This is a genomic window from Psychrobacter sp. AOP30-A2-5 (assembly GCF_052378115.1).
In the GTDB taxonomy this organism is placed as follows: domain Bacteria; phylum Pseudomonadota; class Gammaproteobacteria; order Pseudomonadales; family Moraxellaceae; genus Psychrobacter.
The window spans coordinates 83,734-96,806 of record NZ_JBQSXK010000007.1 but is presented as its reverse complement, the minus strand read 5'-3'; the positions used below and the strand labels follow the sequence as shown (position 1 = coordinate 96,806).

11 protein-coding genes, 1 tRNA gene and 1 other RNA gene are annotated in these 13,073 nt (G+C 42.9%); 12 read left to right on the top strand and 1 reads right to left on the bottom strand.

Annotated elements, in window-relative coordinates:
• Positions 1-56 precede the first annotated feature (56 nt).
• Complete coding sequence (gene rarD / locus ACT3S4_RS07205) at positions 57-1,079, top strand: EamA family transporter RarD (protein WP_444760799.1); 1,023 nt, start codon at positions 57-59, stop codon at positions 1,077-1,079.
• 103 nt (positions 1,080-1,182) lie between these two features.
• Here the strand turns inward: rarD and smpB are convergent, their stop codons facing one another.
• Positions 1,183-1,659 (bottom strand): SsrA-binding protein SmpB, encoded by a 477-nt coding sequence (smpB, locus tag ACT3S4_RS07200; RefSeq protein WP_011512728.1) that lies wholly within the window; start codon positions 1,657-1,659, stop codon positions 1,183-1,185.
• A 358-nt stretch (positions 1,660-2,017) separates the two neighbouring features.
• Here smpB and coaD point away from each other — a divergent pair, with 358 nt between their 5' ends.
• The 11 genes from coaD to ACT3S4_RS07145 all read left to right on the top strand — a co-directional run bounded on the left by coaD (position 2,018) and on the right by ACT3S4_RS07145 (position 12,929).
• Entirely contained in the window at positions 2,018-2,536 is a 519-nt protein-coding gene (gene coaD / locus ACT3S4_RS07195) for a pantetheine-phosphate adenylyltransferase (protein ID WP_238034814.1), read from the top strand.
• A 102-nt stretch (positions 2,537-2,638) separates the two neighbouring features.
• Positions 2,639-2,887, top strand: coding sequence for a YfhL family 4Fe-4S dicluster ferredoxin (locus ACT3S4_RS07190; RefSeq protein ID WP_021814308.1), 249 nt, complete (start codon positions 2,639-2,641; stop codon positions 2,885-2,887).
• 3 nt (positions 2,888-2,890) lie between these two features.
• Positions 2,891-4,192, top strand: a complete 1,302-nt coding sequence (gene bioA / locus ACT3S4_RS07185; RefSeq protein ID WP_444760798.1) for an adenosylmethionine--8-amino-7-oxononanoate transaminase — start codon at positions 2,891-2,893, stop codon at positions 4,190-4,192.
• A gap of 26 nt (positions 4,193-4,218) precedes the next feature.
• Positions 4,219-4,938 carry a dethiobiotin synthase gene (gene bioD, locus ACT3S4_RS07180; protein WP_444760797.1) on the top strand — a complete coding sequence of 240 codons (720 nt, stop codon included), beginning with the start codon at positions 4,219-4,221 and terminating at the stop codon, positions 4,936-4,938.
• Between the two features lie 66 nt (positions 4,939-5,004).
• An RNA gene (gene rnpB, locus ACT3S4_RS07175) (RNase P RNA component class A) lies at positions 5,005-5,387 on the top strand.
• 118 nt (positions 5,388-5,505) lie between these two features.
• Positions 5,506-5,582, top strand: a tRNA-Met gene (locus tag ACT3S4_RS07170).
• Between the two features lie 238 nt (positions 5,583-5,820).
• Positions 5,821-6,633: an ABC transporter permease gene (locus tag ACT3S4_RS07165; RefSeq protein WP_444760796.1), complete on the top strand. Its 813-nt coding sequence runs from the start codon at positions 5,821-5,823 to the stop codon at positions 6,631-6,633.
• A 40-nt stretch (positions 6,634-6,673) separates the two neighbouring features.
• Positions 6,674-7,345 carry an ABC transporter ATP-binding protein gene (locus ACT3S4_RS07160; RefSeq protein ID WP_060490415.1) on the top strand — a complete coding sequence of 224 codons (672 nt, stop codon included), beginning with the start codon at positions 6,674-6,676 and terminating at the stop codon, positions 7,343-7,345.
• Positions 7,323-8,429 (top strand): capsule biosynthesis protein, encoded by a 1,107-nt coding sequence (locus ACT3S4_RS07155; RefSeq protein ID WP_226950228.1) that lies wholly within the window; start codon positions 7,323-7,325, stop codon positions 8,427-8,429. The genes ACT3S4_RS07160 and ACT3S4_RS07155 overlap by 23 nt, the downstream gene beginning before the upstream one ends.
• 55 nt (positions 8,430-8,484) lie before the next feature.
• Complete coding sequence (locus ACT3S4_RS07150) at positions 8,485-10,266, top strand: polysaccharide biosynthesis/export family protein (protein WP_444760795.1); 1,782 nt, start codon at positions 8,485-8,487, stop codon at positions 10,264-10,266.
• Positions 10,267-10,346: 80 nt separating this feature from the next.
• On the top strand, positions 10,347-12,929 hold the full coding sequence (locus tag ACT3S4_RS07145; protein ID WP_444760794.1) for a capsular polysaccharide biosynthesis protein: 2,583 nt from the start codon (positions 10,347-10,349) through the stop codon (positions 12,927-12,929).
• The last annotated feature ends 144 nt before the right edge of the window (positions 12,930-13,073 follow it).

Sequence of the window (13,073 nt, the reverse complement as noted above, 5' to 3'; positions counted from 1 at the left end):
ACAAGTAAAAGCTCACAGCTGGTTTTCTAATATCTATTTAAATTTACGGTGCTTTTATGTCTACTTCAATGCTTTCTACTGCCTTCGCAAATACGCTCGCAACGACTGTCTCGCGCTTGCCATTGCCAGCGATTTGGACGGCGGGTAGCGCACAGCAACGCACATTAATATTGGGCGTAGTTTTAGCCGTGTTATCGAATTTATTATTTGGCGTACTTTATGCTTACAGCAGCTTTTTGGCGCCATTGTCAGGTACGCAAGTCTTTATCTGGCGTATGCTAGCGATGTGGGCGGCATTGATATGCTATCTACTGGTTAGTGGACGTTTAGGCTTGCATGTCAATAAAATAAAAAATCTAGGATCAATTAAACAATGGGCGTGGTTGCTATTGCCCACACCGATATTCCTCAGCCAGTTTTGGTTATTTATGTGGGCACCCGTGAATGGGCAAGGTGTACAAACCGCGATGGGGTATTTTTTATTTCCACTGATGATGGTTATATTTGGCTGCGTCTTTTTTGGCGAAAAGTTAAGCCGTCTGCAATGGTTGGCTGTTGCATTTGCCGCATTAGGGGTCGGCAGTGAAATTATCCGTACGCAAAGTGTCTCTTGGGCAACGCTTTGGGTCTGCGGCACGTACCCGCTATATTATATTTTACGCCGCATGCAAGGGATTGGCGCGGTGACTGGGTTATTGGTTGATTTAACGATATTCGCACCATTTGCTTTGGCGTATTTATTTTTCATTGCGCCGAGCAGTTTAAGCTTAGTGAGCGGTTCTGGCTTTTTTATCCTGATGCTGGCGGGACTTGGTGTTATGAGCGTGCTTGCGATGAAAACCAACGTTGATGCCAGTCAGATATTGCCAGTCAACGTCTATGGCATGATGAGCTATTTGGAGCCTGCATTATTATTTATCTTAGCCGTCACTGTACTGGGCAATCCTTTTGAATCGGCGATGATCTATAGCTATGGCTTGATTTGGGTAGGCATCGCATTTTTAGTGGCTCATGGAGTGCGCCAATTACGTAGCGCTCGTAAACAATCGCAAACAACAAAGATTGCGCCAGCTATTTGAAAATTAATAAGTAACCTTAATTCAACAAATATAAACGGACGATTCAACACTATGCTGAATCGTCCGTTTTTTAAGATTAACACCAATCTGTTGAAAGATGGCTTTAATCTAAATCCTTCTTAAAGCCACGCTGCTTATCACGTTCCCAATCACGGTCTTTAAGCGTTTTACGTTTGTCATGCTGTTTTTTACCCAGTGCCAAGCCAATTTGACATTTCACCAACGAGTTTTTCCAATAGCAGGATAATGGCACGCAGGCATAGCCTTTTTGGTTGACTGCACCCATTAACTTTTCGATTTCGCGGCGATTGAGCAGCAGTTTACGGGTACGGATACTATCAGGACTGACATGCGTCGAGCTGGATAGTAGCGGCTGGATATGCGCGCCAAATAAGAATGCCTCATTATTACGAAAGATAATATAAGCTTCGGTAATGGTCATTTTGCCTGCGCGAATGGCTTTTACTTCCCAACCTTGTAACGACAGACCTGCTTCAAACGTTTCTTCAATAAAATACTCGTGTCGAGCTTTTTTATTGGCACAAATTTGATTCTCTGGTTTTTTTGATTTTTTTGACATAATTTCTCCATAAGGACTGCCTACAAATACAAAGTCCTTATCTGACTAGTCCTACTGATTCCTCATCCTAACTCAATAAATGGTATTGTCCTTTATTTGGTTTATAAAACGGATGAGTCGAACCGCCTATTGTAGCAAAGCCTCTAACAAAAATGTAAGCCGGCTATTAGGACAAATGTAGCCAATATAGTCGAAGTCATTTAAGGTGGGTACACAGCAATCGAGTGCAAACAGAAGACTGAGTACATTAAGTGAGGTTAAGGCGGTAACTATTTACAAATGCATCGACGATAAGTATTAAGTTTGAGCAAAATTTGCTAGCATATAGCCTACTATTACTGACCCTATTAGCCACGCTATGAGCCACTCTACTTCTGCTAACTCCTCAAAGCTGCACACCAGAATTTTATATCCTGGTACCTTTGATCCTATTACCAATGGTCATGTAGACTTGGTCACACGCGCCACCAAACTGTTTGATGAGGTCGTTATTGCGGTTGCTTCAGGACATCACAAAAAGCCTTTATTTAACTTTGAGGAGCGTGTCGCCTTAGTTGAGACAGTATTTGCTGACTTACCACAAGTATCGGTGGTGGGTTTTGAAGGTCTACTCGTTGACTTTATGCGTGAAAAAAATGCCACTGCTGTCTTACGAGGTCTGCGGGCGATGTCAGATTTCGAATATGAGTTTCAGCTGGCCAATATGAACCGTGAGCTTGATGAAAACTTTGAAGCGGTTTTTTTGACGCCATCGCAGAATTACTCATTCATCTCATCGACGATGATTCGAGAAATCGCCAAACTCGGTGGTGATGTGACTAAATTTGTCCCGCTATGTGTGTCACAAGCTTTTGCTGAAAAACTCAATCTTAGATAGCAAAATACCCACTGACAATGAAGATGTGTCGAACATTTAAACGCATCGAAATCGTCAACGCCAATTGTATAAGTGCTATAAGTAAAATATAAGGAGCAGTCTATGGCGTTATTAATTACTGATGAATGCATCAACTGTGATGTGTGCGAGCCTGCCTGCCCAAACGAAGCCATCTCAGAGGGCGATGACATTTATGTGATTGACCCTGATTTATGCACCGAATGCGTCGGTCATTTTGATGAGCCGCAATGCGTAGTCATTTGCCCTGTCGATTGTATTCCTCATGATCCCAATCATGTCGAAACCGAAAGCGATTTGTTGTCAAAATATAAACGCATTACTGGTCAATAAAATATGACAGAATCACTCTCATCTACGAAATCAACGAACGACTTTGACCAGCAACATCTCTGGCATCCTTATGCTAGTCTACCGCCGACTTATCCTAATATTGTGATTGATCACGCTGATGGTATTTATATCGTCACGCAAGATGGTACGCGTCTGATCGATGGTATGTCATCGTGGTGGGCGAGCGTCCATGGATATAATCATCCCAAGCTGAATGCAGCGATGATTGAACAATTGGGTAAAATGGCGCATGTCATGTTTGGTGGTTTGACCCATCAACCCGCAATAGACTTGGGCAAAAAACTGCTGTCAATTGTGCCTGCTGGACTGGATGCCATATTTTATGCCGATAGCGGCAGCATTGCGGTAGAAGTATCATTAAAAATGGCATTGCAATATCAAATTGCCGCTAAGCGTCCACAAAAGTGCCAATTTGCCTCGACCCATTCTGGCTATTATGGTGATACGTGGCATGCGATGAGTGTCTGCGACCCTATCAATGGCATGCACAGTCTCTATGGTAAGCAATTACCGATGCAGCATTTTGTCGCAGCACCGCCACTGGGCTTTGAGCGTGATATTAGCCAGTCTGAATATGATGAATTAACGGATTTCTTTGATAAAAATAGCGATAAGTTGGCTGGATTTATTATCGAGCCGATTATTCAAGGCGCAGGCGGCATGCGCTTTTATAGTCCTCAATATTTACAACTGCTTCGCAAATTGTGTGATAAATACAAAGTAGTACTAATTGCTGATGAAATTGCTACGGGTCTTGGGCGTAGTGGCAAATTATTCGCTTGTGAGCATGCGAGTATCAGCCCTGATATCATGACGATTGGCAAGGCATTAACTGGCGGTTATATGACATTTGCCGCAACATTGTGTACGCATAACATTGCCGATACCATTAGCCAAAGTGATTATCCGGCACTGATGCACGGTCCGACCTTTATGGGCAATCCGCTGGCTTGTGCCGTCGCTTGTGCCTCAATTGATTTAATACTCTCCTATGATATTGAAGCACGTACAGCAAATATCCAAACAATAATGAAACAAAAACTTGCGCCAGTTGCTAGTTTAAATGGCGTTGCAGAAGTACGTTGTTTGGGTGCAGTCGCCGTCATTGAGCTAAATGAAGCGGTTGATATGCCGACCTTTCAGTCTTTATTGATTGAAAACGGTATTTGGGTCAGACCCTTTGGCAAATTGGTGTATATCATGCCGCCTTATGTGATTACAGATGACGAACTTGTTACCTTATGCCAATCGCTATTAACAGTATTGAGAATTTATTTAACGTAAATTTCTTTGACTGAAGAAGGTTAATGATGAGCGTGCTTTTTATTTCAGGAATTGATACCGATATCGGCAAAACTTATGCTACTGGCATGATTGCTAAAGCGCTGATGCAGCAAGGCGTCAATGTCATTACTCAAAAGTTGGTGCAAACTGGGGTAGCAATAAATCCAAATAGCGGTGTGATAGGCATTGCCGATGATATTATTATCCATCGTCAGCTGATGAATTTTCCGTTGCAACCTTGCGACCTTAATTTCACCACTTGTCCATATCGTTATGAGAAGCCTGCATCACCGCACTTAGCGACTCGGTTATCAGGAGAAGTGCTAGATCCTGAACTGATCACTAGTGCCACCAAACGATTGCAAGCTGAGTATGACTTGGTATTACTAGAAGGTGCTGGTGGGTTGCTCGTGCCAATAACGGAGCAGTTATTAATTTTAGATTATATTACTGCTCAAGGTTATCCGATTATTTTGGTCACTTCTGGTCGTTTGGGCAGTATCAATCACACATTACTGAGTTTGGAAGCAATAAAAGCCCGTGGATTATCTGTACATAGTGTTATTTATAATCATATCCATGATAATGCTGCTCAGACGGATGTTGAGATTGCAAATAGCACAATTGATTTTCTACAAAACTATCTAGCACAGCATTATCCAATGGCGCATTGGTTAGCCTTATCTGTACAAGAGCATGATGGCAGTGGCAATATGGATTTTATACTCCCTAAAAACTTTGTATAAATCAGTGCTAAAAATAAGACAAAAAAACTTTCCGAAAGCCTCATTAATTTTGCTATACTAGCGCGCTTGGTAGGCTAGGCAATCGCCGCTGCACACTGGCAACAGACATGCAGGGGAGGAAAGTCCGGGCTACATAGGGCAGCGTGCCAGCTAACGGCTGGGCAGGGTAACTTGACGACCAGTGCAGCAGAGAGTAGACCGCCTTTGGCTTATATGAGTATCGCAAGATATTCATGTCATCGGTAAGGGTGAAAGGGTGCGGTAAGAGCGCACCGCGTGGCTGGCAACAGTTCACGGCATGGTAAACTCCACGCGTAGCAAGACCAAATAGGCATCGGCATGGCGCGGCCCGCGTTCGATGCGGGTAGGTTGCTTGAGCGTACGAGCGATTGTGCGCCTAGAGGAATGATTGTCCACGACAGAACCCGGCTTATCGGTTTACCAAACCTTTTTTATTGTTCGTGATAAAAATGCAGCTAATTTGAATAAATTTCATATTTTCTGCAAAAAATGCCCTTTAGGGGTTGACGACAGTCAGCAGCTTGGGTAGAATGTGCATCCTAAAATGGCGATGTAGCTCAGCTGGTTAGAGCGCATGACTCATAATCGTGAGGTCAAGAGTTCAAGTCTCTTCATCGCCACCATTTTTAGCAAGACCTGTAATATTAAAAATGCCAATCATTATTTGATTGGTTTTTTTTTGCCTGAAATAAATTATTTAAGAATATGGTGAATGGCTCAAGTCGCACCATAAAACATTATAATTACCTACTGATTTCTTGCTAAATCATAGCTTTATCTGTTTAGGTACAGATTAATTGTTGTAACTTATGTCCCGCTTACTTATCATAGGGGCTGTTTTCGGTAAAGTCCTGTAACGCCATGTCTGTACAACTACCTCCTTATCGTCCTATTAAGCATCGCAGTGGTTTAAAAGTCATGGGTGCTGCATTTCATGCCTTGCTGATGCGTGAGCTGCAAACGCGCTTTGGTGGTTATCGCTTGGGCTATCTGTGGGCGCCATTAGAGATAATGTTTCAAGTTGCTATTTATTTGATCATATTTGGCGCTATTATGACCCGTGTGCTGCCAGGAATGGACTACATGTTATTTCTGGTGGCAGGCCTAGTGCCTTTTCGTATGATGAGTACCATAGCAACACGAGCGTTAGGAGCAGTTGAGGCCAATCAAGGGCTTTTAATGTATCGATCAGTACGTCACATTGACGTCATTATTGCCCGCTCATTTTTAGAGCTAGTGATTTATTTTTTTACCTTTGTACTGTTGTTAGTCATACTTGCTTTTATTGGTATTCCTATCAGTCTTGCACATTTGAACGTAGTATTGTTTTGTTGGTTGACCTTATTTTTGTTTGGGTTTGGTCTAGCGATGATTATGATGGTTGTCGGTTATTATGGTGGTGAAATCAGCAAAATTATAGGTTTGATTTTTACTATCTTATATTTCATATCTGGGATTATTTATTCAATTCATATTATCCCTGAGCCCTATTTTAGCTATTTGCTCTATAATCCTTTCATTCATAATATTGAGCTTATGCGTCATGCACTTGCGCCAAACTATCCGGCTGATCATATTGATATCGGTTATTTTTTGAAATGGATGGTAAGTGTTAATTTCTTTGGCTTACTATTGTACAAAGCAGTAGAAAAAGATCTTATACGTTCTAAATAAATCATTAATTGCGATACCAGTGTTAACTTAGGACAAACAAATGATTGAAATTAGAAATGTTTCTAAGTCCTTTATGACCAAGCAGGGTCGGCATTATCTATTTAAAGATTTGAATCTGACCATTGGTGATAAAAAAAGTGTGGGTTTACTCGGTCGTAATGGGGCGGGTAAATCGACTTTGCTGCGTATTATTTGCGGACTAGATAAGCCTGATCACGGAGAGATTATTACCGACTCGACGATTTCTTGGCCAGTAGGGGTAGCCGGCGGTTTCCAAGGTAGTTTGACGGGTCGTCAAAACGTCCGCTTTGTTTGCCGTCTTTATTCAAGCGGTCCCTATATTGACGAAAAAATTCGTTTTGTGGAAGAGTTTGCAGATATCGGAAACTATTTCGATATGCCGGTAAAAAGCTATTCATCAGGGATGAAAGCACGCTTAACGTTTGGCTTAAGCTTGGCCTTCGATTTTGATTATTATATGCTTGATGAAGCGGGCGCTGTGGGTGATGCGGCTTTTCGTAAGCGTAGTGAAGAGATATTGGCCGCGCGCCGTGAACAAGCAGGGTTTTTGATCGTATCGCATAACATCGGTGATATTAAGCGTAATTGTGATATTGGTATTGTGCTAATGGATCAAACAGCACACGTCTTTGAAGACACAACAGAAGCGATTGAGGTATATGAAGAGCATGTCCACAAAGCGAAAAAATAAGATAATTGACTTCTCGCTGTTTATTGGCTTGGTGGTCCTCCCTTGGGTATTGGTGATATTTTATGTCATGACCATTGCTCATCCGCGGTTTATTTCGACGGCTGATGTGGTGGTCAAACAAGTCAGTGATACCAGTGTGCCTTCTGGCGGTGGACTGTCGGCCTTGTTGGGTGTGAACAGTACCAGTAAAGAAGATGCGACTTATCTGACCGAGTATATTCTATCCAATGATATGGTGAAGCGCCTTGATAATAAGTTCAAGTTCCGCGAAGCGTATCATGTCGATGGCTCAGATCCGCTCAATGAGATTGAGCCTGATGCCACACAAGAAGAGTTACTTGAGTACTTCAAAAAGCGTGTACACATCAATCTGGACGAGCAAAGCTATGTGCTGTCAGTATCGACAGAAGCCTTTGATCCAAAGTATGCTTTTGAGCTGAATAAAACGATCCTCAATGAGTCTGAGCAGTTCGTCAACCGTATTTCACAAGAGGTGGCTCGTGATCAGCTGGTATTTGCTGAGACACAGTTAGATGAATCACAAGATCGCCTAAATGATGCCAAAGAGCAGCTATTAAAGTATCAAAACGAAAATGAGATTTACGATCCACAATCCAATGCTCAAATTGTGAATCAGCTGATTGGTAGTTTGCAAGCGCAATTAAGCTCATTACGTACCGAAGAGCGTCAATTACTCAGCTATCTAAATCCAGATGCACCGCAAGTAGTGTCATTAAGAAGTCAGATTAAAGCAGTCGAAGAGCAAATCAACCAAGAGCAAACCAAGCTGACATCACCGAATACCACCAAGTTGAACCGTCAAGCGGTACAGTTTGAGACTATCAAGGCAGATGTTGATTTCGCTACTGAGCTCTATAAATTGTCGTTATCTTCACTTGAGAAGGCACGTTTAGAAGCTTTCAAAAAGATGAAGAATTTGATTGTTATCTCAACACCATATCAGGCTGAAGAAGCAACTTATCCACGCCGCGCCTATATTATTTGGACGTCGCTAGCATTACTTTTGATGCTTTATGGATTTGTGCGCCTAGTGATGGCAGTTGTTCGTGATCATCGTAGCTAGTTTTAACACACCAGATATCAGTAATGATCGATAGATCAGCAAAGGAATACCACTCATGAATATGAAACCACGTCCTCTTGTGACCGTGATAAAAGTGTTAAGTTTGGCCATGGCAGCCAGCAGTGTATCAGCACTAGCAGCAGGCAGTTATGCTGATCAAATCTCAGGGTCTAGCTTTGGCACCAGCAATAACAGCATGAGTCAAGACCAAAACAGCAATAACATCAATGTCTCAACACAGGCATTTTCAGGTGGTGTATCAGGACAGGCGACCGCGCAAGAAGCGGTTAATGCCTCAAGCTTGCCAAGTCAGTCAGTCATCAATACCACGCGCCCCTATCAAGAAATCAACACGCAAGACATGATGTTTGGTGAGCAGCTCTTCCGAGGAGCATTTTCGACTACTTCTGGCTCTACCTTTAATGACAGTTACGTGATCAACCCGGGTGATAACGTCCAAGTACGGATGTGGGGCGCTTATCAATATGCGGCTACCATGACCGTCGACCCACAAGGCAATATTTTCTTGCCAAATATCGGTCCAGTACGTGTCTCAGGTGTGCAAAATGGCAGTCTGCAAAATGTGGTAAAAAGTGCTGTCAGTCGTATTTATCGCTCGAACGTTGGCGTTTATGCTTCATTAGAGCAAGCACAGCCAGTAAAAGTATTTGTAACAGGTTTCGTTAAACAACCAGGTTATTACGGCGGTTTAGCAGCAGACTCTGTATTGTCTTATTTGGATAGAGCAGGCGGCGTTGACCCAACACGTGGTAGTTATATTGATATTCAAATCAAACGTAATGGGCAAATGCTACAGCAAGTCAACCTGTATGATTTTTTACTAGCGGGTAAATTACAAGCATTCTCTTTTCGTGATGGCGATGTGATTACGGTCGCGCCGCAGAAAAAAACCTTTGAAGTAGGCGGCCAAGTTCAAAACGAATATACCTTTGAATTTGATGTGAACGATCTGACCATTGGTGATGTGTTGCAAGTGGCCAATCCCGCAGCAAATGCCACCAACGTTAGTATCACTCGCAGTGCAGGACGTGCACAGACGGCGGAATATTACTCGTTGGCAGAAGCTCAAAACGTGCCTGTTTATAATGGTGATCAGATGGTAGTTACCTCCGATCGTTATGCGGGCACAATCGCGGTGCAAGTAAAAGGTGCGCATACAGGTAATGGTGCCATGGTTGTACCATATGGCGCGCGCTTAAAGGACATCGTGCCACAGCTACAGCCAAGCCCACTCGCTAAATTGACTCATCTGACCATATATCGTGAGTCTGTTGCTGAGCAACAAAAACGCATGATTAATGAGTCACTCGATCGTCTAGAAGAGCTGACGCTTGCCACGCAGTCGACCACTCGTGAAGAAGCAGCACTGCGTCAAGACGATGCAGCATTGGTTAAGCAGTTTGTTGCCAAAGCGCGTAATGTTAAAACGACGGGTCAAATTGTTGTCGTCCCGAATTCGTGGCAGGATATTATTCTGCAGCAAGGTGATATCATTGAGATACCTGCGCAAACGTCTGTCATTACCGTTAATGGTCAAGTACGAGCACAAGGCGCGCTGACCTTTAATCCAGATTATACCGTTGGTGATTATGTTGCCAATTCAGGCGGTTTTTCTGACAATGCTGATGTTAAAGAAATCTTGATTATCCATCAAAATGGTGCCAGTGAGGTGGTCAATACCGCTTATCGTATCCAGCAAGGCGATGAGATTATGGTATTACCGAAAGTCAAAACCAAGCGCGTAGAAATTGCTCGCGGCTTATCGCAAATTGTTTATCAGTTGGCCATTGCTGCTAAAGTGGTTCTCGATTTATAACCATTATTGAAAAGTTGTATAACAAGAGAACAAGTCATTTGCATAGATAGATGCAAAAGTAATGAATAAGGGTGTTAGAAATGGCAAAAAGCGCGGCAGATGATGTCAATGTGGCAGTGACCTCTCACTCTGATAATGCGCTGTTTTTGCCATCATACCCATACCCATTGCCACAGCACTTGGCGGTCATTGGTAAGGGTATGCGTCAAAACAATGTACTTTTGTCTCAGGTATTGCAAGCAGATATTCAGCGCTGGTATCCGTGGTCAGGTCTACCGCAACGTATTAATGCAGGTAAAACGCTTTTACTGTCTGCATTGCCATTACCTAATGTTGTAAAAAATCAGATAACTCATTTGTCCAGTTCCTCTCTCTCTTTTCAGCAACCCGATGCCTTTATCGGTTGGGGTCGTAAAAAAAGCTATCAACGAGCTAATAAAGTGGCTAAGCGGCAAAAGCTTGAGACATTAAGTGTCGAAGATGGCTTTTTGCGCTCATTAGATTCTGGTATTAGTAGCCGTCATGGCCTGAGTGTCGTCGTTGATGACCTTGGTATTTATTTTGATACGACGCATGACTCACGCCTTGAGCGGCTGACTATTGAGCGTACTAAAACCGCTACTACGCCTAATAATTACGAAATAGATGACGCGCGTGCGCGGCAATTGATGGCACGTATTTGTAATGAGCAGCTCAGTAAATATAACGCAGTGATCGATTGTCCGTCCTTGAATGAATTGATGAATCAAGACGGCGTTAACACAACGGCAGATTCCTTGAAATCGCATGTTTTATTGATTGACCAAGTGGTTGGTGATGCTTCTATCACCGGTGCGGGCGCGGATAAACGTCAGTTTAAGAAGATGTTAACATCTGCGTGTCGTAATCATCCTCATGCCCATATTTGGATAAAGGCACATCCTGCATCAAAATCGGGATACCTGACTCGTTTAAAACTACCTAAGCAGGTTCGGTTATTAACTCAAGCGCTCAATCCTATCGAGCTATTAGAGCAAGTTGACCATGTTTATACGGTCAGCTCCCATATGGGCTTTGAAGGGTTGATGTTAGGTAAAACAGTACATTGCTTCGGGGTCAACTGGTATAGTGGCTGGGGTCTAACTGATGACAGCGGCGCACCCAAAAATCTGCTTAAAGCGGTCGAGAAACGTCGTCAAAAACTTGTCAGCAAACAGCTAGAGTCTAGGGGACACTCAAATCCTGCGTTGTTTCCTACATCATTTGCTAAGAAAACATCTGCGACGTTAGAAACGTTATTTTATAGCGCTTATATAGATTATAGTCGTTATGTAGATCCGGCCACCAAGCAAGCCTGTGATATTGATACAGCGATAGAATGGTTAGTGACTAATCGATATTGGCAAGCGCGCCTTGAAGGGGATCTCACGATATATGAATTTAGTCGCTGGAAATTACCCTTTGTAAAAGCTTTTACGAATCTACCGCGTACGACATTATTTATCAAACCCAAGCCACGTCTGAAGAATTTACTGCATCCTGATCATTTTCGTGTTGATTATCAGCAGCCTCTATTAGTGTGGGGTTTGGCCAAACGCCAGCAAGTACAAAATAAATTACAGCGTAAGCTTGAGAAACAGCCACATTTATCCATACCGTCTATATACTGTATGGAAGATGGGTTTATCCGCTCAAATGGTTTGGGCGCGACGTTGTTAGCACCGTTGTCGGTCGTCATAGATAAAAAAGGTATTTATTATGATGCGACCCAGCCCTCAGATTTAGAGACGTTGCTACGCCATTGTCAAGCACTGAACCCACAGCAAAGTGTCCGTGTACAACAGCTGCAAGATAAATTGCTGAATCAGCGGGTGAGTAAATACAATGTTGGAGCTGATGTCGCCAGTGCCAATAACCAGCATACTTCTTGGATGTATGAGGCTAGAGTATCTGGCAAGCGCCGTCTGCTTATCATCGGTCAAGTCGAAGATGATTTATCGGTGCAGTATTGCGGTTCAACCATCAAAACCAACAGCGGCTTGATTGAGCGTGTATGCCAAGACAACCCTGAGGCTTATCTTATTTATAAGCCGCATCCTGACGTTGAAGCAGGACTAAGGGCTGGTAAGGTTAGCGCAGATTTTTTACAACAGGTCAGTGCCGTCGCCTATGATACCGCGATGCCTGATTGCTTAGAGTGTGTTGATGAAGTACATACGATTAGCTCATTGACTGGCTTTGAGGCGTTGCTGCGCGGTTTAGACGTTACTTGCTACGGCTTACCGTTTTATGCTGGTTGGGGGTTAACGGCAGATATTGATGCCCAGTTTTCACCGAAAGCTGACTATTTAGAGAGACGAAAACGCGACACTGCATTAACGTTAGAGCAATTGTTATATTGTGCGCTTATTCGCTATCCCTTATATCGTTTACCTAATGGCTACGGGCTTGCACAAGTAGAGCAAGTGATTGACTATTTATACCCTCCTAAAAGCGCTCCTTTGCTTAAAGATATTCATAATGCAGAATCTCAAGCGCAAATATCCAGCCCTATAAATAGCTCGATTAACCATGCGACTTCAGTTTTATCAACGCTACCTGAAAATTTTAAACGCCAAATGACTACTCGTTTTATGCAGCAGCGTCATCAATGGCAGCAGCGCCTGCGTAAATTATCTCGTTAGTTTATTCTAAACTTGTGACGCAAATCCATTGCGACAAGTAGGGGCTTTTTCGGTATAATCAGTGATGATTAGTGTGTATTTACACGGCTTAATATTCAAGTTATTTAATAAATACTCTCGATTTTATTCTTCATCTTCTCATTA